The sequence below is a fragment of the Bernardetia sp. MNP-M8 genome (assembly GCF_037126285.1).
In the GTDB taxonomy this organism is placed as follows: domain Bacteria; phylum Bacteroidota; class Bacteroidia; order Cytophagales; family Bernardetiaceae; genus Bernardetia.
In genome coordinates this window covers 4,849,283-4,874,887 of record NZ_CP147012.1, presented here as the reverse complement: position 1 = coordinate 4,874,887, position 25,605 = coordinate 4,849,283, and the positions used below count along the sequence as shown (strand labels likewise).

At 30.8% G+C, this 25,605-nt stretch carries 18 protein-coding genes; 14 read left to right on the top strand and 4 right to left on the bottom strand.

Features of this window, described 5'->3' with window-relative positions:
* Positions 1–244: 244 nt before the first annotated feature.
* Positions 245–1,831, bottom strand: coding sequence for a family 10 glycosylhydrolase (locus V9L04_RS19705; RefSeq protein ID WP_338791650.1), 1,587 nt, complete (start codon positions 1,829–1,831; stop codon positions 245–247).
* Positions 1,832–1,986: 155 nt separating this feature from the next.
* On the opposite strand from V9L04_RS19705, the gene V9L04_RS19700 reads away from it, so the two are divergent.
* The 3 genes from V9L04_RS19700 to V9L04_RS19690 all read left to right on the top strand — a co-directional run bounded on the left by V9L04_RS19700 (position 1,987) and on the right by V9L04_RS19690 (position 4,671).
* Positions 1,987–2,400 (top strand): Hsp20/alpha crystallin family protein, encoded by a 414-nt coding sequence (locus V9L04_RS19700; RefSeq protein ID WP_338791649.1) that lies wholly within the window; start codon positions 1,987–1,989, stop codon positions 2,398–2,400.
* Positions 2,401–2,562: 162 nt separating this feature from the next.
* Positions 2,563–3,468 (top strand): J domain-containing protein, encoded by a 906-nt coding sequence (locus V9L04_RS19695; protein ID WP_338791648.1) that lies wholly within the window; start codon positions 2,563–2,565, stop codon positions 3,466–3,468.
* A 240-nt stretch (positions 3,469–3,708) separates the two neighbouring features.
* Positions 3,709–4,671 (top strand): DMT family transporter, encoded by a 963-nt coding sequence (locus tag V9L04_RS19690; protein WP_338791647.1) that lies wholly within the window; start codon positions 3,709–3,711, stop codon positions 4,669–4,671.
* A 7-nt stretch (positions 4,672–4,678) separates the two neighbouring features.
* Here V9L04_RS19690 and V9L04_RS19685 read toward each other — a convergent pair whose 3' ends face one another.
* Positions 4,679–5,188, bottom strand: coding sequence for a hypothetical protein (locus tag V9L04_RS19685; protein ID WP_338791646.1), 510 nt, complete (start codon positions 5,186–5,188; stop codon positions 4,679–4,681).
* A 404-nt stretch (positions 5,189–5,592) separates the two neighbouring features.
* On the opposite strand from V9L04_RS19685, the gene V9L04_RS19680 reads away from it, so the two are divergent.
* The 7 genes from V9L04_RS19680 to V9L04_RS19650 all read left to right on the top strand — a co-directional run bounded on the left by V9L04_RS19680 (position 5,593) and on the right by V9L04_RS19650 (position 19,160).
* Positions 5,593–6,636 (top strand): IS630 family transposase, encoded by a 1,044-nt coding sequence (locus tag V9L04_RS19680; RefSeq protein ID WP_338790635.1) that lies wholly within the window; start codon positions 5,593–5,595, stop codon positions 6,634–6,636.
* A 298-nt stretch (positions 6,637–6,934) separates the two neighbouring features.
* Complete coding sequence (gene hutI, locus V9L04_RS19675; RefSeq protein WP_338791645.1) at positions 6,935–8,215, top strand: imidazolonepropionase; 1,281 nt, start codon at positions 6,935–6,937, stop codon at positions 8,213–8,215.
* 162 nt (positions 8,216–8,377) lie between these two features.
* Positions 8,378–9,301, top strand: a complete 924-nt coding sequence (locus V9L04_RS19670; RefSeq protein WP_338791644.1) for an Rpn family recombination-promoting nuclease/putative transposase — start codon at positions 8,378–8,380, stop codon at positions 9,299–9,301.
* A gap of 57 nt (positions 9,302–9,358) precedes the next feature.
* Positions 9,359–9,949 (top strand): YigZ family protein, encoded by a 591-nt coding sequence (locus tag V9L04_RS19665; protein ID WP_338791643.1) that lies wholly within the window; start codon positions 9,359–9,361, stop codon positions 9,947–9,949.
* A 105-nt stretch (positions 9,950–10,054) separates the two neighbouring features.
* Entirely contained in the window at positions 10,055–14,029 is a 3,975-nt protein-coding gene (locus tag V9L04_RS19660; protein ID WP_338791642.1) for a two-component regulator propeller domain-containing protein, read from the top strand.
* Between the two features lie 62 nt (positions 14,030–14,091).
* Positions 14,092–18,066 (top strand): two-component regulator propeller domain-containing protein, encoded by a 3,975-nt coding sequence (locus V9L04_RS19655; RefSeq protein ID WP_338791641.1) that lies wholly within the window; start codon positions 14,092–14,094, stop codon positions 18,064–18,066.
* A 260-nt stretch (positions 18,067–18,326) separates the two neighbouring features.
* Positions 18,327–19,160 (top strand): hypothetical protein, encoded by an 834-nt coding sequence (locus V9L04_RS19650; protein WP_338791640.1) that lies wholly within the window; start codon positions 18,327–18,329, stop codon positions 19,158–19,160.
* A gap of 13 nt (positions 19,161–19,173) precedes the next feature.
* Here V9L04_RS19650 and V9L04_RS19645 read toward each other — a convergent pair whose 3' ends face one another.
* Positions 19,174–19,641 (bottom strand): hypothetical protein, encoded by a 468-nt coding sequence (locus V9L04_RS19645; protein WP_338791639.1) that lies wholly within the window; start codon positions 19,639–19,641, stop codon positions 19,174–19,176.
* A gap of 391 nt (positions 19,642–20,032) precedes the next feature.
* A complete protein-coding gene (locus V9L04_RS19640; RefSeq protein WP_338791638.1) occupies positions 20,033–20,842 on the bottom strand; it encodes a hypothetical protein in 810 nt (269 codons plus the stop codon).
* Positions 20,843–21,123: 281 nt separating this feature from the next.
* On the opposite strand from V9L04_RS19640, the gene V9L04_RS19635 reads away from it, so the two are divergent.
* From V9L04_RS19635 to V9L04_RS19620, 4 genes are all read left to right on the top strand, one after another.
* On the top strand, positions 21,124–22,581 hold the full coding sequence (locus V9L04_RS19635; protein ID WP_338791637.1) for an FAD-linked oxidase C-terminal domain-containing protein: 1,458 nt from the start codon (positions 21,124–21,126) through the stop codon (positions 22,579–22,581).
* A 144-nt stretch (positions 22,582–22,725) separates the two neighbouring features.
* Complete coding sequence (locus V9L04_RS19630; RefSeq protein WP_338791635.1) at positions 22,726–23,142, top strand: DUF5684 domain-containing protein; 417 nt, start codon at positions 22,726–22,728, stop codon at positions 23,140–23,142.
* Between the two features lie 281 nt (positions 23,143–23,423).
* Positions 23,424–23,852, top strand: coding sequence for a DUF5684 domain-containing protein (locus tag V9L04_RS19625; protein ID WP_338791634.1), 429 nt, complete (start codon positions 23,424–23,426; stop codon positions 23,850–23,852).
* 99 nt (positions 23,853–23,951) lie between these two features.
* A complete protein-coding gene (locus V9L04_RS19620) occupies positions 23,952–25,514 on the top strand; it encodes a proton-conducting transporter membrane subunit (protein ID WP_338791633.1) in 1,563 nt (520 codons plus the stop codon).
* Positions 25,515–25,605: the final 91 nt, after the last annotated feature.

The window sequence follows — 25,605 nt, the reverse complement described above, 5'->3', positions numbered from 1 at the left end:
GGTTTTTATTAAGGTAGTTCAGACATTTTGTCTGAACATAAAAAGCAGTATTTTATCCTAATACAACAGTCTGGAAGACTGTTATACAAAAATAACCGTGATAACCTTATAATAAGGGCACGATATACTCGTTCAAGCATTTTGCTTGGACGCTCTGTTTCGTCAGCATATGCTGACAGAATAGATAGACACAAGATAGAATCTTGCGCCAGAAAAAAGATTTATTACAAGAAAAATTATCTTTTTACTGTTTCAAATAACGTCTTTTATACTTGAAAACATCTGACTTTGTGGCAATACTTTCATTATGCAATCTATCGACTGCTGTAACTAGATACCTATATTTACAGTTTTTACGAACATTTGGGTCAATATAAAAACACTCTTTTTGACGCAAAATAGCTGCAATATTTTCAGGATTTTCGATGTCAATTTCTTTTCCATCCTCAAAGCGATAGACAATAAAATAAGTGGGCTGATCAAAAGGGTCAGAGGTTTCTTGTGCTTGCCAGTTCAGAACAGCTCCTTTTCTTGAACCTGAAATAGTCAGATTCATAGGAGGAGGAGGAGGAGTTTGGTCAATCCAAGTCAGTACAGGAGGCAATGCCTTGAAACGATAAAAATTAGCCTTTAAAGAATCCTGAACATGGGCAGGGTTATCTTGCAAAAAACGAGAACGGTAAAAAATACTTCCTGCTGCCATTCCTGTTCTCTCTCTCATTATTCTAATCTGTTCACTCATTTCAGAAGGATTATTCCATCTTTCATCATATTTATCATTTTGAATTTTATAGACAGCATGACCTATGTAAATATGTCTTCCAAAACTATTCTCTTGCCACCAATTGAGCATTCTTTGATAAGGAACAGCATTAGATTTTGTACTAAAATAAACTTGGGGAGCTAAATAATCTATCCAACCACGTTGCAACCAAAGACGAGTATCAGCATGCAAATCATCATAAGCCGAAATTCCTTTAGTATCCGAACCCATTTTGTCTTTGCTTTGATTGCGCCACACAGCACACGGACTAATTCCAAACTTGATATAAGGTTTAATATTTTTGATAGCCAAAGCTGTTTCTTTAATGAATGTATTGATATTATCCCTTCGCCATTCTTCTATAGAAGAAAATTCTTTTCCATATTTCTCAAAAGTAGCTTTATCATCATAAATTCCTGCATCAGGATAAGGATAAAAATAATCATCCAAATGAACGCCATCAATATCGTAACGCATCACAACTTCAATAATAATCTCTCTTACAAATTCTCTTGCAGCAGGTTCGCCTGGATTAAAAACCAAACTATTTCCAGCTTGCATAAACCATTCAGGATGTAGCTTTGTAATATGATTAGCTGGTAAATCTATTTTTTGAGACAGACTCATAATAGCACGAAAGGGATTAAACCAAGCATGAAACTCCATTGATTTTTTATGGGTTTCTTCTATCATAAAAGCTAATGGATCATAAAAAGGCATTGGCATTTGACCAATTTTGCCTGTCAAAACAGATGACCAAGGCTCACGAACAGATGGATAAAGTGCATCTCCAGAAGGTCTCACTTGCACAATAAGTGCATTTAAGTTATTTTGAGAATGAAGATTGACTAAACTAACAAACTCTTCTCGTTGAGCTTTTGAGTTGAGATTTGACTTGGAAGGAAAATCAATATTTCCGACACTAGCAATCCAAACAGCTCTAAATTCTCTTTTTGGAGAAGGATTTAGTAACAAATCTTGACAAAAAACAGTTTGATAAACAGATAAAAAAATGAATAAACATAAAGAGACAGATACTTTTTTTATAGAAATGGTTGAAATTTTCATTTTTTGGATAGAATTCAATAATTTAATAATACAGATTAAACTTCATTCAAAGGTATTACATTATTTTCAATTCTGTTTTTTTTGATTTACTCAATTTCTTTATTTCAAGTTAATTTATCACTAATTTACCTTTTTAAACCTAAAATTTTACAATTATGGAATACAAAAATCCACTTCAACTCATCGATAATCTTGTCGGACAAGCCAATGAATATTTAACCAATCAAATGGTTATTAGCCGTCCTGCTGTAAATGTTTCAGAAACTGAAAACTCTTATTGTGTTCAACTTGCAGCCCCTGGACTAAAAAAGGAAGATTTTGAAATAGACCTCTCTGAAGGAAACCTGACTATTTCTGCAAATAAAGGACATGAAACTACAGCTTCTACTGGAAAGAAATTTACTCGTAGAGAATATAGTTTTTCACAGTTTAAACGCACCTTTTCCCTTCCTTCTCACGTCAATACAGACAAAGTGGCAGCCAAATACGAAGATGGAATTTTGGAAATAATTTTGCCATTCATAAACAAAGAAACTCAAACAGAAATTCGCAAAGTAAAAATTGATTAGATTCAATTGCGAATGAGGAATTATGAATTACGATTTATATAAAAAAAATGTAATTCATAATTCTTGTTTCTAGTAAATTCATAAAATACAAATAAGCATTTATTTTTTGAATATTTTTTTATTACACTTTTTATTTGATTCGATAAAACAAGATAATTAATTATGGATTATTACAAAACATTAGAAATAAAAAAAACTGCAACAGCAGACGAAATAAAAAAAGCATTTCGTAAACTTGCTGTCAAATACCATCCAGACAAAAATACAGGCAATCCACAAGCAGAAACAAAATTTAAGGAAATAAATGAAGCCTATGAAACACTAAAAGACCCAGAAAAGCGCAAAAAATATGACCAATTTGGTCAAGATTATCAGAAATATGAAGGTGCAGGTTCTGGTGGTGGACACTATGACTTTAGTGGAAACAGAAATGGAGGTGGATATGCACAATACGAAACTAATTTTGATGATGCCTTTGGGCAAGGAGGCTTTAGTAGTTTTTTTGAGCAAATGTTTGGAGGAAAAACAGGTGCTAGTGGTTTTGGCTCAGCTGCTTCAGCAGGAAGAGATTTGGAAGCTGAAATGACAATTACATTGCAAGAAGCCTATTTTGGAACTACTCGCACAATCAGTGTAAACAAACAGCAACTTCGCATCAATATAAAAGCAGGAACAACAGACAATAAAAAACTAAGACTAAAAGGAAAAGGCGAAAAAGGCTCAAATGGACAAAGTGGCGACTTGTATATTTATGTAAAAGTTGAAAAACATCCTACCTTTGAAAGAAAAGGAGATGATTTGTACTGTAATGTAAAAGTAGATTTATATGCTGCTGTTTTAGGTGGAAAAGTACAAATACCAACTATTAAAGGAAGTCCTATAAATATTCCTATCCCTAAAGGCGCACAAAATGGACAGAAATTAAGACTCAAAAATTTAGGAATGCCTTTGTATGGAAAATCAGATAAATTTGGAGATATGTTTGTCAAACTTCGCATTGAAATTCCAACACAACTTAGTGATAAAGAAGAATCTTTATTTAAAGAACTTAGTAGATTGAATAATTAATAGGCATTCAGATATTAATTTTATATTTCAATGTAATTAAAGTGTGATAAAGCATTGTTTTTATTGGAGTTTTGAATAAGAGTGCGTATTTTGCAAAGATTTGTAATTGGTAAGTAATATTCTAAACACAAAGTAGTTAATAAACCAAATCATTATTTGCTATCTTTAACAAATCTTACAGAGATAGATAGAATAAAACTTCTATTTTCTCTATGTTTGCCACCCTAATTAGAAATTTTCATGTCTTCTAATGTACGTACATATGTCATGCTTCACATGATTGTATTATTGAGTAGCTTCATTCCCTCAATAGTGCTTCTAATTGATGTGCCTGCTATCGAACTACTTTTTTTACGTACTTTGGCAGCCTTTGTTATGTTATTATTTTTGATTAACAAAAGAGCTGTACCTAGCCTTTTTACAAAAAATGCGATTTTTCATATGTTAGGATCTGGAATATTAGTTTTCCTTTATTGGGGATTATCTTTTATTTCTGCTAAAATCTCAACAGCTTCCGTTTGTTTGGTCGGAATGGCAACTACTTCTCTTTGGATTAGCTTTTTAGATCCTCTTTTATCCAAACGCAAAAGTCGTCCTTTTCAAGTTTTGGTGGGTATGAATGCTATTTTAGGTATTTATATTATCTTCAACTCTGATTTTGATTATGGTTGGGGACTTGCTGTTGGAATTATAGGAGCAATATTTGGCGCATTACTCACTATTTATAATGCAAAATTAGCTCATCAACATGATGCTTATGTTGTTACTTTTTATCAAATGGGTGGCGCACTTATCAGCACTACTATTTTTCTTCCTTTTTACTATTATTTTTTCTTAGTTCCCGAGGGCAAATCATTTCAGTTTGAAGCAAGTCCTACGGATTATATGCTCATTTTAGGTCTTGCTTTTGTATTTTCTATTTATGCCTATTCTATTTTTATAAGTATAATGAAATCAATTCCTCCTTTTACAGTGGCATTGGTTAGTAATCTAAATCCTGTTTATGGAACGGCTGCTGCAATTTTACTTTTTCAAGAAACAGTAATGAATACAGGTTTTTATATCGGAACTGGGCTATTGCTTCTTTCTGTATTTACTTATCCGATACTGAGTGATTATATGAAAAATTATAAAAAGAATCAGATAGAAAATTTAAAAGAACAAGAAAAGAGCAAAGAAAAAGAAATAATTATTACAGAATAAAATACTACTATGCCCACGTTTTTTCACTTCTAAAAAGAGATATTTCTTCATTTTGAAGTGATAGTTCTTTACAAACAGCCTTTGTAGTTGGGCGTTGTAGAAAAAATAAAGTAAGGATACTCATTACAACAAGAGCAAATTCTATTTCACCTGTCATATAATATCCCAAAGCAGCAAAAACTCCTGAAAAAGCAGGAAGTGTATATTTATAACTAGAAGCACGAAGAAAACGTTGAATTTTCCAACGTAACAGCACCTGCGCTTTAGCATCTGGAATGCGCTTTTTATATAAAAAAATTCCTGATAGTGCTACTCCAATACAAGAAATAGCTAATAACCAAACAAACCAATCTGGAAATATAACATAGGGAGAAGCATAACTATTTGGTTTCTGATAACGTCCTAAGCCAAAAAAGAGCAGAATAAGAGGGGCAGAAACAGAAGAATAAAATAAAACATCTAAACGATGAGTAAAATCAGAACGTTTAGTAACACCAAAAAAGCCTTTCTTTTGCATAAATTAATTATTAATCAAGTAATAAAAGTAAGTTAAGATATAATATGATTGAAAGAGGATTTATGTAAATAGGTGTATAGGCAGGTTTGGTAGTTTAGATATTTTGTTTTTTTTTATTAAAATATTATTTATTACAAAACAATATTTACACCAAATTTATTAATAAATAATAAACCATTAGTAGTTTTTGAAAATTTTTCGATGAAAGCACAAGAAATCAAAGCGAATAATAAATAGTAGATATTTCTTTACGTAACGTACACAATCTATTTTTTTGATAAAAAAGAACGAAAAGTTTTATTTTTAGAAGGTTTATATTTTAAAGAATGACAAAAGCATGGAAAGAGCTATACTCATCCGTAATTAGATTTCAAAAATATCTAAATTTTGATTATTTTTAGCTTATGAATTTTCAACTTAGTATTTCTGAACGAGATATTTTAAAAGATTATCGTAAAAGTTCTTCAGGAAAGAAGGACTATATTCGTTGTACTGTTCTTTTAGGTCTTGACCAAGGTAAGTCAGCAAAAGAGTTGTCAGAGCTTTTAGGTGTTGATTTAAGTAGTTTTTATAATTATGTAAAAAGTTATAATTCCTGTGGTCTTTCTGGTTTTATTTCTTCTAATTATTTAGGTTTTTGGGGTAAGTTGGATAGTTTTGATTTGGCAGCTTTAGATAAAGAACTTCGTTCTCACTTGCATAAAAACTGCCAGTCTATTGCTTATTGGATAAAAGAAAATTTAGGTATTGATTACGCTATTAAAAGTCTTCCTAGTTTGATGAAACGTCTAGGTTTTTCTTATAAAAAGACAAAAACAGTTCCTGCTAAAGCTGATAAAGAACTTCAAACTCACTTTATAGAAGATATAGAGGCTTTGATAGAGCGTTTAGATTCAGAAAATGCTGTTCTACTCTACGCAGATGCTGTTCATCCTCAATGGAATACCCGAAGTAATTATGCTTGGATTCCAACAGGAGAGGAAAGAGAAATTAAAAGTAGTAGTGGTAGAAAGCGCATAAATTTGACAGGTACAGTAAACATTCAAAATCCAAGCGATATACTCATTAGTGAATCAGAAACAGTTGATTCAGAGAGTGTAAGAGAATTTTTAGATAAAGTAGAAGCAGCCTATTTAGATAAAAGCAAGGTGTATATGGTCTTAGACCAAGCCTCCTATTTCAAATCTTATTTGGTGCAAGACTGGGTATATGGCTCTAAAATAGAACTCATTTACTTGCCTGCCTACTCGCCTAATTTAAACTTAATTGAAAGACTTTGGAAGTTGATGAGAAAGAAAATAATTGATTATGAATACTACAATACATTTGAAAAATTTAGGACTAACGTCCTTGCATTTTTTGAATATATCGTTGATTATAAAGATGAGCTAGAAACACTTTTAGCACCTAATTTTCACGTCCAATTTTCGAAAACCAATTTCTATTGAGTATAAAAGTATTGACATAGTATACAAAAATGGAGAATTTAAAACAACTAAAAGTCTTTATATCAGTAATTTATTTAAAATAATAGCTAAACAAATGGATGTTATATTAATCAAAAAAAAGCTCCTAAAATTAGTTTAAACAAAAAAGCTGCTAAGAATAATCAGTTTCTAAAATCAATAGCAGATCCAAGAATTTTGATAGGCTTGCTTTAGAAAACACTAGAGTAATATAGTTTTTGTATTTTTGTAATACTCATTTACGCAAATATATAAATTATACACAAACTCTATTCAATCCATGAAGAAGACATTATTCCTAAATATCAAATCATTAGTTCAAGTAGAAGCACAAAATCAAAAAATACCTTCTTTTCGTGCAGGAAAAGAAATGCAAGACTTGCCAAGCATAGAAAATGCGTTTTTAATCATAGAAAGTGGCAAAATAAAGGAGTTTGGTAGAATGGAAGACATTAACGACGAGCAAAAATCAGCTTGGTTAGATTCTTCCTCAGTAGAAAAAATAGATGCAACAGGCAAATTTATCTTACCTTCCTTTGTCGATTCTCATACACATATAGTCTATGCAGGAAGCCGAGAAACAGAATTTGAAGATAGAATACACGGCTTGACTTATGAAGAAATAGCCAAACGAGGAGGAGGAATTTTGAATTCTGCCAAGAGATTACAACAAACCTCAGAAGAAGAACTATACGAAGCTGCTCATCAAAGATTATTCGAAATGATAGGATTTGGAACAGGTGCAGCCGAAATAAAAAGTGGTTACGGACTTACTTTAGAAGACGAACTAAAAATGCTCAGAGTAATCCGAAAACTAAAAGAGGTTTCTCCCATAGAAATAAAAGCTACTTTTTTGGGCGCACATGCCTTTCCAAAAGAAATTTCAAGAGAAAGTTATATGGATTTGCTCACTCAAAAAATGATTCCACAAGTTGCTGAAGAAAACCTAGCCGATTATTGTGATGTTTTTTGTGATAGAGGTTTTTTTACAGTAGAAGAAACTGACAGAATATTAAATGTAGCAACAAAATACGGCTTAAAAGCAAAGCTACATGCTAACGAATTAGATACTTCTGGAGGGGTTCAGATTGGGGTAAAACATGGCGCAAGAAGTGTTGACCATTTGGAACACATGGGAGAAGATGAAATAAATTCTCTCTTAAACTCTGCCAAAGTCAATAATCAAACCATGCCTACACTTTTACCAAGTACAGCCTTTTTCTTGCGTTTGGAATATGCACCTGCTAGAAAATTAATTGAAAGTGGTTTGCCTGTTTCATTGGCAACAGATTATAACCCAGGGAGTTCTCCGTCTGGAAATATGCCTTTTGTACTTTCACTTGCCTGTATTCACATGAGAATGACACCTGAAGAAACAATTAATGCAGCCACTTTAAATGCAGCCTATGCCATTGAATTAGAAAAAACACACGGAGTTATTCGCAATAATTCAGATGCAAATTTTATTCTAACTAAAAAGATTCCGTCACTTGCATTTCTTCCTTATTCGTTTGGTAGTAATTTGATTGAACAGGTTTTTGTTAATGGTGTTAGTAAATAGATGTTGGAACATGGAGAGTGAGGGTTAGGAAATTTTATTCTTATTTTCATTCTCTGTGTTTAAAATGTATTTTCTTTTTCATTACCTATAACTTTGTGTTTAAAAAATGTATTTTTACAATTCATTTCAAAATTCTTATTTCTTACCTCATATTTTATTACTATGAAACTAATACGATTCGACTGGGCAGTAAAAAAAATCCTGCGCCATAAGGCAAATTTTGGAATTTTAGAAGGTTTTTTGACCGAACTTTTAAAGTTTGATTTAACTATTGAAACTATTTTAGAAAGTGAAGGAAATAAAGAAGACGAATACGACAAATTCAATAGAGTTGATATTCTAGTCAGAACTACAAGTGGCGAACTTGTTTTGGTAGAACTTCAAAATACTGCAGAACAAGATTACTTTCAACGTATGCTTTATGGAGTTTCGAAGCTTGTCACAGAGTATATAAGAGAAGGCGAAGTATATGGAGAAATCAAAAAAGTATATTCTATCAATATTATTTATTTTCAACTCGGACAAGGAGATGATTATATTTATAAATATGTAGGAGAATTTGTTGGAGAAAATCTAGGTGATACTTTACAAGCAAGTAAAAATCAAAAAGAAAAATTTGATGTTGAAAAAGTATCTGATATTTTTCCTAAATATTATATTTTGAAAGTAAATAATTTTGATGATGTAGCCAAAAACACCTTAGACGAATGGATTTATTTCTTAAAAAATAGTGAAGTGAAGAAAGATTTCAAAGCCAAAGGATTAGAACTTGTAGAAGAAAAATTAAAGTATGAAAAGTTAGATGAAACAGATAAAAAAGTTTATCAACGTTTTCAAGAAAATAGAAGGATAGAAAAAAGTGTGATGCAAACAGCAATAGAAGAAGGTAGAAAAGAGGGCATAGAACAAGGCATAGAACAAGGTAGAGAGCAGGGCAGAGAAGAAGGTGTAAAACAAGGAGCATTACAAGCAAAAGAAGAGGTTGTAAAAAATGCTATTTTAAAGGGACTTGATAATCAAACGATAAGTTCTATTACTGATTTTTCTGAAAAAGAAATTGAAGAAATAAGACAAAAACACAAATAATTAAAGATGTATTAGTATTTATTTCTTAAATTATACTATTTACTTTATACTTTATTTATGGATACATTTTTAACAATAAAAGAACCCTCTGAAGGAGAATACAAAGAAAAAGGAAGTAAATTTTTAGCTTTTGCCTTTCAAGTCAGAACCGAAGACGAAATAAAAGAACGTTTAGACGAACTACGAAAAAAATACTATGATGCTCGTCATCATTGTTACGCCTATCAGTTAGGACAAAATGGAGAACTTTGGCGAGCAAACGACGATGGAGAACCCAATCATTCGGCAGGAACTCCTATTCTAAATCAAATAAAATCGTTTAATATTACAGACGTTTTGGTTGTCGTTATTCGATATTTTGGTGGAACAAAGTTGGGGGTAAGTGGACTTATCAATGCTTACAAAACCTCTACCCAAGAAGCCTTAGAAAATGCAGAAATTGAAGAGAAAATTATCACAAAAATTATTTCATTTTCCTTTGATTATTTAGGAATGAATGATGTGATGAAACTAATAAAAGATTATGATTTAGAGATAATAAACCAAGAGTTTACAAATACCTGTCAGATGAAACTTTCTGTTCGTTTAGCCATAGAAGAAGAAGTTGAAGCAAAACTACAGGATATAAAAGAAGTGAAAATGGATTAAATCAAAATTATATTCTATTTTATTAAGGTTTTTCAGAAAGTAATTTGCTCGCATCCAAACAATCAATTATATTTATAGGTACTACCACTTATGAAATAGGATTATATGATGCGATTTTTTTTTTCAATTACTTTACTTTTCTTTATTAATTTTGGATTTGCTCAACACAACCAAAGTGATAAAATACTAAATGTAGAGGCTCTTAATATTCAAAACGGTCTATCACAAAGTACAATTAATGATATTTTGGAAGATAGAGATGGTTTTGTATGGATTGCTACCGATGACGGACTAAACCGTTATGACGGACAAAAGTTCACAATTTATAAGCATATTCGTAGTGATTCGACAACTATTCCAGATAATGAAGTAAGAAGATTATATGAAGATGCAACTGGAAAAATTTGGATAGGAACAGTAAGTGGTTTGTGTGTATATGATAAAAACACAAATCAATTTAAAAGTTATCGTAATCATGAAAAAAACTCAAACTCTCTTATCAATAATTATATCACTGCCATTGAGGAAGACCAAGATTTTCTTTGGATAGGGACATTGAAAGGCTTAAGTAAATTTGATACAAAAAAAGAAACATTTACAAATTATTCTACTCAAGAAAAAAACAGCTTACTTTTAGGAAGTAATGAAATTACAAGTTTACTTATTGATAATCAAAATCAGTTGTGGATAGGAACAGCAAAGGGCATAAATGTTTGGACGGCTGATAGAAAACCAAAAGAAGTTTATAATTGCAGTTTTAATAAAACATCTACAAAACTGTTGGGTAGCCGAGTTAGCTCCATTTATCAAGATACTAATAATAGAATTTGGATAGGAACAAATTATTGCGCTCATCTTTATAATCCATCTTCAGATGACTTCCAACATTTTACACTTTCAAATGGCAATAAGTATATCGTTTATAAAATTGGAGAAACTCAAAATGGAGATATTTGGGTATCATCAGACGAACTTATTTATAAAGTAAACCCTCAACTTGTTTCTTTATCTGTCTATCGTACTTCTATAAGTCAAATAGGAGTGGTACAAACTATATATCTTGCCAAAAATGGCACAATGTGGATCGGAACTAGAGATGCTGGCTTATTAAAATATAATTCGTCTTCTAATCGATTTCGATTATACAAGGCTGAAAAAGGAAATAAAAATTCTTTATTTGATAGAAATATATGGACGATTCTGAAAGATAATAAAGGAATAGTTTGGGTCGGAACAGATGAAGCCGTTTCAAGGATAAATCGCAATGATACAATTTCAAATAATAAAACTTCCTATTATAATATTCTTCAAGGAAAAAAAGAAACAGATTACCACGGAGAAGGAGCTTATTCTATAACACAAACAGATAGTGGACAAATTTGGTTTGTTGTCGGAACTACTATCATTCGTTTGGATAGTTTTTCAGAAAAAGAAGGCGCAAAATTTACGTCTCTTATTTCTAATGAGGATTCTACAGCTGTTCAAAGCACTCTTTTGTATATACATGAAGATTCCAAAAATACACTTTGGGTCGCTAGTTTTGAAGGAGTTTATCAACTTATTCCTACTGATGTTACCAAAGAAAACAAATTAGGTTATACTACAAAAGCATATTTAAAAGACCTTGAAGTTTGGCATATCTTTGAAGATTCTGAAAATATAATTTGGCTAAGTACCAATAAAGGATTAATTAAAGTAATTCGAAATGTAGAAAATCAACCTATTGATTTTATTTTTTATACCTCAGACCCTAAAGATATTACGTCCATAAGCAGCAATACTATTCGTTCTGTTACAGAAGATTCGAAAGGAAATCTTTGGATAGGAACAAATAACGGTTTGAATAAGATGGATAAAAAAACAGGTACTTTCGAACATTGGGGAGAAAGAAATGAACTGGCTAATTATGCTATTTATGGAGTATTAGCAGATGAAGATGATAATTTATGGTTAAGCACAAATAGAGGACTATTTAAATTTTTAAATGATACTCAAAGTCAAAGCCTTGATGATGACCGAAGAATAATTGTCTATGATACTAGAGATGGTTTGCAAAGCCTAGAATTTAATACAGGGGCATTTTATAAAGCAAAAGATGGCGAAATGTTTTTTGGAGGAATAGAAGGGTTAAATTCTTTTTATCCAAAAGATATTAAATCGAATAAGGAAAAACGAAAAGTAATCTTGACAGGACTCAAAGTTTTCGGAGAAAAAATAAAAGTAAACCAAGAAAAAGAAGGACGAGTATTACTTCCCAAAGCATTAAATAATCTTGAAAAACTTAATATTACTTATGAAGATAAAATCATTACTTTAGAATTTGTGTCACCTAACTTCAACAAACCTGAATATGATACATACTTATACAAACTAGAAGGATTTGATAAAGAATGGAACAAAACAACAACTATTAAGCAAGCAACTTATACCAATCTTCCAGCAGGAAATTATACGTTTAGAGTAAAGGTAATAAATGGTGATAATATAGAAGGTGATGAAAAAACGCTGCAATTAAGTGTTTCACCTCCTTTTTGGAAAAGTTGGTGGTTTATATCACTTTGTGCTTTGGTTGTTTTTGGAATTTCGGTAGGTTTTTATAAACATAGAATGAAGACCGTAAAAATTCAAAATGAAAAATTAGAAAAACTAGTAAATCAAAGAACATCTCAACTAAAAGAAAAAAATGAAGAAGTAAACCAACAAAATGAAGAGATTTTACAACAAAACGAACAGCTAGAAGAGCAGCAGAGATTAGTTGAAACAGCTTACAAGAATGTCAGTCTTTTGAGCGAAGTAGGAAAGCAAATTACGTCTCATCTTTCTGTTGAGATGATTATAGAAATGGTGTATGAATCTATAAATGAACTTTTAGATGCATCGGTTTTTAGTATCGGAATTCATAATAAAGAAGAAAACAAATTAGATTTTATTAATGCAAAAGAAAAAGGTGAAACGCTACCTTTTCATCAAACATCTTTAAATCAGGATAATTTACCTGCTTATTGTTTTAACAAAAATCAAGAAATTAAAATTGATGATTTACAAAAAGAATATAATAATTATATTCCCAATCAACAAGTAGCAACTGTAGAGGGTGAAATGCCTGAATCATTGATTTATGTTCCCATTATTTACAAAAATGAAACTATTGGAGTTCTGACAGTTCAGAGTTTTGAAAAGTATAGTTATAATAAAAATCATCTGAATATTATTCGAAACATTGCTGTTTATGCAGCTATTGCACTCATAAATGCAAAGTCGTATCAACAAATTACAGAGCAAAGTAAAGCCATCAGTATTCAGAATGATAATATAACAGCAAGTATAAATTATGCTAGTCGTATTCAGCGTGCTATGCTTCCACCACTTAAAGAAATAAAAAATGCTTTCGAAGAGGCTTTTGTGCTTTGGATGCCTCGTGATGTGGTAAGTGGCGATTTTTATTGGTTTACTCAAATGAAAGGCAAAACATTCGTTGCTGCTGTTGATTGCACAGGACATGGCGTTCCAGGGGCGTGTATGTCTATGATTGGAAACGATATGCTCAATCATATTGTACTTGGGAAAAAAATTACAGATCCTTCTCTTATTTTATTGTACCTTCATGAGCAAGTATCTCTAGTTTTGCGTCAGTCTGAAACACAAAATCAAGATGGAATGGATATGGCACTTTGTGTCTACGACAATGATTTGAAAACCATGGCTTTTGCAGGAGCAAAAAATCCAATGTATTATGTTCAAGATAAAAAACTAAAACAAATTGCAGGTGCAAAATCACCTATTGGTGGGCGTTGGCAAAACAATGAAGAGGATAGAGTTTTTGAAACTCATACTATCCAAGTAGACAAACCCACTACATTTTTTTTATGTACAGACGGCTATCAAGACCAGTTTGGTGGAAAAAAAGGAAGAAAATTGATGAAGAAAAAAATGAAGTCTCTCTTTGTAGAAATTGCTGATTTAGATGACACAAAACAACAAGAAGAATTAAAAAACTATTTTTTAGATTGGAAGAAAAATGAAGAACAGGTTGATGATGTTTTAGTAATGGGATTTAAAATTGGAAACAGTAATATATAGCTAATAATTGACTATTTTTGTGTGAAATTAATACACTAATTCTATTATCAAGAAGGAAAGTAATGAAATATTTTTTAGTAATTATATTACTATTTTTATATCAGTTTGGGTTTTCCCAATCTCAAAAACTTACAGAAGAAGAACTTACTTCTGAAACAAAAGCATTAGATATAGAGAATGGACTTTCTCAAAATACAGTAAATGCTTTGTTGGAAGACAAAGATGGTTTCTTGTGGATAGGAACAGATGACGGCTTAAATCGCTACGATGGACAAACAGTAGTTGTCTATAAACACATTCGTAGTGATACAACCACCATTCCTGACAATCAAATTCAGTCTTTATATCAAGACAAACAAGGGCGTGTTTGGATTGGAACAGTGGCAGGACTTGCCCTTTATGATAATAATACCAATCAGTTTATTTCATTTAGAAATAATAAAAATAATAATTCTTCTTTGGTAAATAATACCGTTCAAGCCATTACAGAAGATAAAGAAGGTTTTTTATGGATAGGAACAAGACAAGGATTATCAAAATTCGATACCAAAAATAATACATTTACAAATTATAGTGCAACTCAAAATGATTCTTTACTTTTAGGAGGAAATGATATAAAATCCTTAGCCATTGATGCTAATAATAATCTTTGGATAGGAACATATAAAAAAGGAGTCAATAAATGGAGTGCTGATAGAAAACAGCAAACATTATATCGTTACAATCAAGCTGATTCTTCTTCATTGTCTGGATATACAGCCAATGATATTCTAATAGACAAAGACAATCAAGTTTGGATAGCAACTGAAAAAGGATTAAATAAATACAATTCTAAAACAGATGATTTTCAACATTTTTCCTATAATGGACTTTTCTATAATTTACAATCCATTACACAAACTCAAAATGGAAATTTATATGGAATTAGTACAGATTATATTTATACATTAACTCCTTCTGACCAAAAACTCACTCGCTTCAAAACTAATTTTGGCTCTATTGGTACAACAGCATCTATTATTGAAACCCAAGAAAATACAATTTGGGTAGCTACTCTAAATTTAGGTGTTGTATATTTCAATCCTTCTAAAACAAATTTTCAGCTTTATACGAAAGAAAAAAACAACCCTAATTCACTGCCTAACACAAATGTTTGGGGAATTACTAAGACAAAAGATAATATTCTTTGGGTAGGTACAGAAGCAGGGATTACTCGTATAGAAAGACAACCAAACGGACAACCAGACGAGTACACAAATATTTTCAAAGGAAACAATAAAAATGACTTTAAAATAAATAGCGTTACCAGCCTCTACGGAACTAAAAATAAGAGTATTTGGGTAATGGGAAACTTTACTATTTCTCGTTTGATAGATTTTTCTGAAAAAGAAGGAGCTAAATTTGTTAGTTTGGAAAGCAGTATTACAGATACAACAACACTTCAATCGACAAGTTTAGCTGTTATAGAAGATAAAAAAGAAAACCTTTGGATAGCTACTTTTAATGGAATCTACAAATTAGAACCCACAACAGAAAATGATTTTGGCTATAAAACAAAACGTTTTTTAAAAACACTAATCATTTGGTCAGTTTATGAAGATAAAGAAGGAATTTTATGGCTAGGAACAAATGATGGATTAGTTAAAACAAAAAGAGATGAGCAAAATAATATCATAGGAACTACTTTTTATACCTATGATTCTCAAGATTTAAAGTCTATTAGTAGTAATGTAATTCGTACAATAGCAGAAGATTCACAAGGAAATTTATGGCTCGGAACAACCAATGGACTCAATAAAATGGACAAAGAAACCCAAACTTTTGAGTATTGGGGAGAACGCAATGAACTGGCAAACAATGCTATTTATGCCATTTTGGTAGATAAAAAAGATAATTTATGGATAAGTACCAACAGAGGTATTTTTAAGTTTTTGAACGACAAAGAAAGCCAAAATTTAGCTGATGACAGACGAATAATTGTCTATGACACACGAGATAATCTACAAAGTTTAGAATTTAATTCAGGAGCTTATTTCAAAGCTGATGATGGAGAACTATTTTTTGGTGGAATTAATGGTTTTAATTCATTTTATCCAAAAGATATTAAGCCCAACCCAGCAAAGAGAAAAGTAATTCTGACAGAACTCAAACTTTTTGGAAATACTGTCAAAGTAAATCAAGAATATAATAATAGAATCTTATTATCTAAGGCTCTAAAAAACACAAATAAACTAGATTTGACTTATGAAGACAAAATCATAACATTAGAATTTGTATCGCCTAATTTTAATAAACCAGAATATGATACTTATCTCTATAAATTAGAAGGTTTTGATAAGGATTGGAACAAAACAAAATCTGTCAGACAAGCAACTTATACCAACCTGCCAGCAGGAGATTATACCTTTAAAGTAAAAGTAATCAATAGTGATAATATAGAAAGTAAAGAAACAATACTCAAAATAAGTGTTTTGCCTCCTTTTTGGAAAACATGGTGGTTTATTATGCTTTGTGGAGTAGTTGTATTGAGTACTGCAATAGGTTTTTACAAACACAAACTAAACTCTATACAAGCTCAAAACACTAAACTTGAAAGTCTAGTAAATGAACGAACTTCACAGTTGAAAGAAAAAAATGAAGAAGTAAATAATCGAAATGAAGAAATTAATCAGCAAAACGAAGAGATTTTACAGCAAAATCAAGAATTAGAAAAACAGCAGAAACTTGTCGAAATAGCCTACCAAAATGTAAGTCTTTTGAGTGAAGTAGGCAAACAAATTACTTCTCACCTTTCCGTTGAAATGATTGTAGAAATGGTATATTCATCTGTCAATAGGCTTTTAGATGCTTCTATTTTTGCTATCGGAATTTATAATGAAAAAGAAAACTCATTAGATTTCATTAATTCAAAAGAAAATGGAACAACACTTTTTATTCATAAAACATCATTGAATGAAGAAAATCTACCAACTTACTGTTTTAAGCAAAACAAGGAAATTAATATCAAAGATTTACAAAAAGAATTTAATGAGTATATACCAAATCAAAAAATAAGTGCAATAGAAGGAGAAATACCTGAATCACTCATTTATGTTCCAATTAATTATAAAAATGAAACTATTGGTGTATTGACTGTTCAGAGCTTTGAAAAAAATAGTTATACTCAAAATCATCTTAATTTAGTTCAAAATATTGCTGTTTATGCAGCAATTGCGCTAGTTAATGCTAAATCTTACGAACAAATTACAGAGCAGAGTAAAGCCATAAGTATTCAAAATGAAAATATAAAATCAAGCATAAATTATGCAAGTCGTATCCAAAGAGCGATGTTACCACCCATAGAGGAAATTAAAAATACGTTTGACTCTGCGTTTGTCCTTTGGCTTCCTCGTAATGTTGTAAGTGGTGATTTTTATTGGTTCGCCAAAACGGAAAATAAAATTTGCATTGCTGCTATAGATTGTACAGGTCATGGCGTTCCAGGGGCATTTATGTCCATGATTGGAAACGATATGTTGAATAATATTATTTTAGAGAAAAAAATTCTGAATCCTTCTTTAGTTTTATCTACTTTACATCAACAAGTTTCTACGGCTCTTCGTCAGTCTGAAACTCAAAATCGTGATGGAATGGATATGTCTTTGTGTATATATGATACAAAAACAAAAGAATTAGCTTTTGCAGGAGCAAAAAGTCCGTTATATTATGTTCAAGATGAAGAACTAAAAGATATTGCAGGAAGTAAATTTCCTATTGCTGGAAAATGGGGCGTAGAAAAAGAACGAGTGTATAAAAATCACATCTTGAAAATAGAAAAAGAAACCACCATTTTTTTATGTACTGATGGCTATCAAGACCAATTTGGAGGAGATAAAGGAAAGAAATTGATGAAGAAAAAAATGAAATCTCTTTTCGTAGAAATAGCTAAATTAGATGATACTAAGCAAAAAGAAAAGCTAGAAAATTACTTTTTGGATTGGAAAAAAGACGAAGAACAAGTAGATGATGTCCTTGTAATGGGATTCAAAATAGGATAAAATAATAATCTAAGTTTTGATGATTCAAGTCAAATTCTTTCCTATTTATTAATTTTAATTCTAAATTAAGTAATTGGGCAGAATTACATATAACCCACGATTTTAATCGTGAGAAAAGAGGAGCAGAAAGGTGGAAAATACGCTCTAACTATTTCTAAAAAAGATGCTTAATAAATAAGCTGTAAATAATTTAGCTCAATTACTTATTAGCATAAATACTTGTGTTAGTATCAAAATTGGATATTCAAACATTGAATAAAATGAATAGTCATATACATAAATTAGATTCTCAAAGGCATTCTCATATAATTGGAAGACTAGATGGAGTAACTGGAGATAGCATAGAAGCAGATAATATTGTTGTTTTTTGTGCTAATTGTCAATCTGTTTTTTTAAAAGAGAGTTGGGAATATATGAACTCAAAACATTGTGAGCAATCTGAAACTCTTGATTTTATTCCTCCACAAGCGACTTCATTTTTTGCCAAGAAAAGAGAAAAATTTAATTTTGAATTTTCTGATTACTCTTCTAGTGAAACGTTACAAGTTATATTTACAACAATTTCAGCCTCAGTCTTACTCATTATTTTTCCTAAGTTATTTTCAGAAATACCTTTTTATGTTCAAACCATTTTAACTTTAGTTTTATCAATAGTATTTGGCTTTTTGGCAAAAACAAAGAGTTTTAGAGAAACCTTTGGTGCAAATACTAAAAAAGTAAAAATTACGGAGAAAGGAATTGAGTTAAAAGGAGAGGATTTCTATTCCTTTCAAGAAATTGAAGCTATAGAATATGTAAAGACTTATGAAACTACCTATCCAAAAAGCAGAAATTTAATAGATAAATCTAAAAATGCTTCTGATAATAGTTTGTATATCATCAGAAAAAATAAGATAACTATTCGCCACAAACTACCTACTAAATCACATTTAGAAACTGAATTGTTTTTGTTTGCTTTGGCTAGTTTTGCTCCGTTTGTACAATTACATTTTTACACAAAAAACAAGAAAGAAAGAGAAGCTCTAAAAATAATACAGAAAGAGTACAAAGGAAAAGTAAGTATTTTAGAATCTCCAACTGAACATCTTTTTTAAAATAAAAAATGGTTTAAGCACTATGCTTTTTACTTAAAAGAGTTTTTTGCAAATTATCTAACCATCTTTCAGCTAATTCCAAATTATTAAATTTTGAACAAGGCATTTGGCTATTTTCAGTTAATAATTCAGATTGAAATTTTAAAAACGCACTCTTTGGGAGAACTTCAGCTACCTGCATAAGTCCTGCATCTACAACTATTTGTTGTGCTTCATTATGGACAGCCATTACTGAAGGAGGGTAAGTTTTTGCATTTGTAGCATCAGTAAGTAATGTAAAATTAGGAACTGCCAAAAGCATGGCTTTCCTCCAATCGTTTACATAACTTGAAATTACATCTGGATTTTTCCAAAAGCCTGTAATGGTAAGATAAAAACGGTTTTTTGAATATGAATACGAAATAGTGTAATACTCTGTATTAGCTATTACTTCAATGTCATTTAAGATAACATTGTTGGTTTTCTGATTGAATGATTGCATAATAAAAGAAGATAAAAAAATGTAAGAATTTTGTTCTAGTTTTGAAGAACTACAAATTCTAAAAAAAATAAAATAAGCTAAAAATTTCTTCCTCTAAAAATTAGACTTTTGATAAATTTTACAAAAAAAGTCGTAAGAAAGAATACTTACCTTTTCATAGTAACCTAAAAACAAGTAATAAGTTTGAAAAAACTTTATTCTTCTTCTTTTAAGTACAGCGTTTAATTAATTATCCTATATTTCATTTTTTCTCAATAATGAAATATAACTGTCAGACACTTTCATAAGTGACAGTTAAAAGAGCTAAAATATCTGACACTGAAAGTATCTGATAGGAATAAAACAATCTCAAAATGCAAATAAACTTTTGTCACACGATATTAAGTGTTAGCTAATTCATATTATATTTTTTCTTGAGTTCTTTGAGTTGATTTTCTTTTGCTTTACGAAGTTTTCCATCTAACTCCTCAATCCATTTTATTTGGCTATATTTTCCATCTGGATGTGCTACTGTATAGTTTTGAAAATCAATTCCTTGTTCAGTAAAAATATCCTTATACATATCTTCTAATATAACAAAGTTTTCTGCAATATTTTGTTTTAAATCCGACATGCCTTCCCACTCAGGCATGATAATAGCTTCTAACCCTTGTATGTCCTTAAAGGTAATGGTTGCAGCTTGTCCACTTGCCTTAGCTGCCTGAATCTGTGCTTCAAATTCTCTAAAAGCAGCTTCATCAATAAAGAACCCTTCATCAATCTCATCTGTAATTACAAAACCAATAACGGCATCATTACTAGCTAGTTTACGAAGCATTAATTCTTGTTTCCACCCGTTCACTTTTTCAGCTTCTTTTTGATTCATGGCACTAAAAGGCTTACCATAATAATTTTCCCAAAGTGTAGAATCAGTAGGGTTTTCGGTAAGTTGTTGCCAAATAGATGATTTCCCCATTGGGTCTTCTACAAAATCATCTTGAGCGAAAGCAGAAGATATGCCCAAAGTAAAAAAAATAACTATCAAAAATAAGCCAAAAAATAGCTTTTTACTATTTCTTACACGTTCCTCATTTAGGTTTGAAGAAAATAACTCTGAAAGATAATTTACCAAAATGCTTCTTAAAGTTGGTTGGGGAAGAACAATCACTTTTGGTGTAGTTGATTGTAAAGTATTTATATCTTTGTAAATAGATTGATTCATAGAAAGTTAGCTTTTTTAGAGTGGTTTTTTTTAGTAAGAACGATAAAATTAAAAATTGGTTCTTTACTTTTTAAAACAGACATGCAAATGTGCATATTTTGATTCAAAATTTCAAATAAAAATGCAACAACAATACCAATACAGTAAAAAAAAGTGCTTTTTATTACACAATTTGTTCTGCATAACGACAAAATAACAGTAAATTAGATAACAAAGTAGAGAAAAGACAGAAAAATCGTATTTTTGTAATCCTACTAATCAAAAACTTCAACTCCATTATTATGTCTTTAGATATTGCAAACTTCAAAGAAACGTCACAAAATCATTTTGGGAAACTTACTCCTCAAATTCTTCAAGATTTTGAGAAAATTGTAGGTGCAGCATACATTTTTACAGACGATAAAAACCGAGATACTTACTCTCGTGATCATACTGAAGATTATTCTTTTTTACCTGATGTCGTTTTAAAACCACGCACACCTCAAGAAATTAGTGAAATAATGAAAATTTGTAATGAGCATATTTTGCCTGTTACACCTCGTGGTGGGGGAACAAGTTTGAGTGGAGGTGCATTGCCAACCAATCATGGTGTGGTAATTTCTATGGAACGCTTCAATGAAATTATCGAAATTGATACATTAAATCTCCAAGCAACTGTAGAAACAGGCGTAATTACTGAAGTTTTCCAAAATGCAGTCAAAGAAAAAAATCTTTTTTATCCACCTGACCCAGCAAGTAAAGGAAGTTGTTTTATTGGTGGCAATGTTTCACACAATTCAGGAGGACCAAAAGCTGTAAAATATGGTGTCACTCGTGATTATGTCTTGAATTTGGAAGTTGTTTTGCCAACAGGAGAAATTATTTGGACAGGTGCAAATGTCTTGAAAAACTCTACTGGTTATAATCTTACGCAATTAATCACTGGAAGCGAAGGAACTTTAGGAATTGTAACTAAAATTGTATTCAAACTTCGTCCTTATCCTCATAAAAATATTGCTTTACTAGTTCCTTTTGAAAGTAATGAAGAAGCATGTAGAGCTATTTCAGCCATTTATATTGCAGGAGTTACTCCTTCTGGGATGGAATTTATGGAACGAGAAGCTATTGAAAGAACAGCTTTTTACCTAGAAGATAAAATGAATCAAAAGACAAATATTGATTTGCCTTCTACTATACAAGCGCATTTGATTATCGAATTGGATGGAAACAACGAAGAATCAATGATGCAAGATGCCGAAAAAATTGTTGAGACATTAGAAAATGGCTTTAAAATAGGAGAAATTTTGTTTGCCGATTCGGAAGCTCAAAAGGAAGAACTTTGGAGATTGCGTAAAAATATTTCGCCTGCCGTAAATGCTTATTCACTCACAAAAGCAGAAGATGTAGTTGTTCCTCGTGGAAATTTGCCTGAGCTTATTACTTCTATCAAAAGAATTGGTGATGAGTATGGTTTTCGTTCAGTTTGTTTTGGGCATGCAGGTGATGGAAATCTACATGTAAATGTATTGAAAGAACAAATTTCGGAAGAAGATTGGAACACAAAAGTAGTAGATGGAATTGGAGAAATTTTTAAAGAAGTCGTTCGGTTGGGTGGCATGCTTTCAGGCGAACACGGAATTGGAATTGCCAAACGTCCGTATATGTCTATTGCGTTAGGTGAAGTAAATCTAAGATTGATGAGAGAAATCAAAAAAGTATTTGACCCAAATGGAATATTAAACGCAGGTAAGATATTTTAAATTTTGATTAAATAATGATATAAAGTTTCGTTTTTTGATAAAAATTTAGTTTATTGGCTATTGCTTTAAGATTTATTTAGAATTTTGAAGCATTATTTATCACACAAATTTACTTATCTCTCACTTAATTTTAATTTTACTCTTATGGATCAGAATGAAGCTGCTTTGGCAGGAATGATGGCAATGATGGGAACATTTATGTTAATTGTTGTCCTTATTCAAATTTTTATTTATGTATGTTTATGGAAAATTTATGAAAAAGCAGGCAAACCTGGTTGGACTGCCTTAGTTCCTATCTATAACTTAGTCATTATGATGGAAATTATTAACAAACCAGCCATTTGGGTTTTGTATTTATTTATACCTTTTTATGGTATTTATATAGCTATTGTTTCAGTTGTAGAGTTTGCCAAAGTATTTGGAAAAGATACAGGTTTTGCTATCGGATTGATATTATTACCTATTGTGTTTTATCCTATGCTTGCTTTCGGAGATGCCCAATATCAAGGCACAATGGCAGGCGAAAAAGTATATGATGACGGTATTTTAGATAGAGGATAATTTTTTCTTTTTCTGAAAAACTAAAATAATAAACTTCTCCAATCTTTGTTTAAAACTTAGATTTGAGAAGTTTTTACTTAAAAAAAATATGAATAGAGTATTTTTGTATGTGACCTATGATGGAATGATAGGAGTTTTTATTGTTCTATGTGTGCTTGCTGTTATAGCTATTGTAGCAGTAATCCTTATTTTCTTTTTAATTAGATATTTTATAAAAAGAAAAAAGCGTAAGTAAACTTTTGCTAGAAAATAACTTGTCTTATTGTCATAAACTTCCTTGTATGTTTAACTTAATTGCTTCTTCGTTTGGTGGAGATATTCCTGTCAATTTAATTATAGAGTTTATTTTTCCTCTTGGAATAGTTTTTTTGTTTTATGTTGTGCGTGGAATTTGTTTGTGGGGAATTTTTAAAAAAGCTGGAAAAATGCCTTGGATTGGTCTTATTCCTATTCTTAATTTTATCATTTTGCTAGACATCACAGAAAAGCCTAAAGGTTGGATAATTGGTTTATTTTTTCCTCTCCTGAACTATGTTTTATACTTTTATATCTATATAGAACTTGCCAAAAAATTTGATAAAAATGCTTGGTTTGGTGTAGGAATGGTTCTTTTGCCATTTATATTTCTTCCAGTGCTTGCTTTTGGAGATGCACAATTTCAAGGGCAAAAAGAAATTTTTTATGATGATGATGTTTTAGATAGAGGATAGTCTTTTATTCTTTTTGTATTTATTCTACCTTTGTGGTCTTATTTCTCTCGCACCCTAAAGGGTACGGTACATTTTTTTGCACACTAAAGTGTACACTACATGAATGATACTTTTTATTTTTTTTCTTGGCAAGATGTAAATTTTCTTAAATCAGAACTGCTTTTAGTTTTGGCTTGGCTGCTTGCTTTTTGTGGTTTGCTTTTGCCTAAAAAACTAACTTGCTTTTTTGTGCCTTTTGTTTGTAGTTCTGCTGTTTTGCTAAATATTGGTTTGCTTATTTTTTCTTTAGGCAAACTTGAAACAGATACAACTACTTTCTTTTGGAATGATTTATTTTATCAAAATAGATTTACGTACTATCTCAAAATTCTAATTTCAGTTTCTGGACTATTTGCTATTTGGATTCAATATTCTTCTCATAAGTCCTCTTCTTTTTTACAAAAAACAGTTTCAGAATGGTTTGTCATTCTTTTAGGAGGAATTTTGAGCGCACAATTTCTACTTATTTCAGCTAACATTTTTGGAATTTATGTGAGTTTGGAAATGCTGTCTATTTGTGGGTATTTATTAGTTGTTTTTTATGATAAGCAAATTCTTGATACAAGTGAAAATAAAAAAAGTAAAGGAAAACTAATTGCTTCTTCCTTCAATTATCTTGTTTTTGGTGCTGTTAGTTCGGCTTGTTTGCTTTACGGTTTCTCTTGGTGGTATGGAATGAGTGGCTCTTTTTCTATTCCTATTATTTTTCATGCTAGTTTTAATATTTCTGATATTTTTCTCAATGCTTCTTCAACAGAATCAAATCAAATTACTTTTCTGATTGGTTTTCTTTTAATAGGAATTGGTTTTTTATTCAAGCTGGCTGCTTTTCCTCTTCATTTTTGGATAAGTGAAGTCTATAAGAATGCTTCTTCTGGAACTATTTTTTTCTTGGCAACTATTCCCAAAATTGCTGTAAGTGGAATCTTATTTTTTATTCTGAATTATTTAATAAGTATTCCTTCAAACCTTCAAGAAATTATCTTTTCCACGCTTTCTATTTTGGGAGTTTTATCGGCTCTTTTTGGAAGTTTTTTAGCTATTCAACAAAGCAATTTCAAACGTTTTTTTGCGTATTCAGGAGTTTCTCAAGTAGGTTTTTTGATTCTCCTTTTAGTTTATAACTTTCAAAATGCCGTTATTTCTACCAACGGAATTCTGATTTTTTGGATTTTCTATATCCTATCAAATGCTATTATTTGGAAGTTTTGTGCAGAATTAGAAAGCATAACCAATACTGATTTATCAATAAAAAACTTAAAAAACCTTTCTTTTATTCCAAAAATAATTCTTTCTATTGCTTCTCTCTCTTTAGCTGGTTTGCCTCCTTTTGGTGGTTTTTTGGTAAAAATGATTGTGATTTTTGTTGCTTTTCAGAATTATCAAAATCATTCTAATCCTACATTTTTATTTTCTCTTATCGGAATTGGACTAGCAACTCTAATAGGTTTCTTTTATTATCTCAAAATTCCTTATTATTTGTTTATCAAATCGTCGGTGGGGACAATGACAGGAGAAAAAGATTTTGAGGTAAATACAATTTCTACTCTGACACTTTTTTTGACAGGATTATTAATTTTGATAAATGTAGTTTTGGCTATTTATGCGATTCGTTTTTTGTAAAAACTACTTTCGAATACTAGATAGGATTAACTCTCCATTATTAATAGACCAATGTCGTTGTTGGTATTTTAGCGAAGCGACACCAAACACC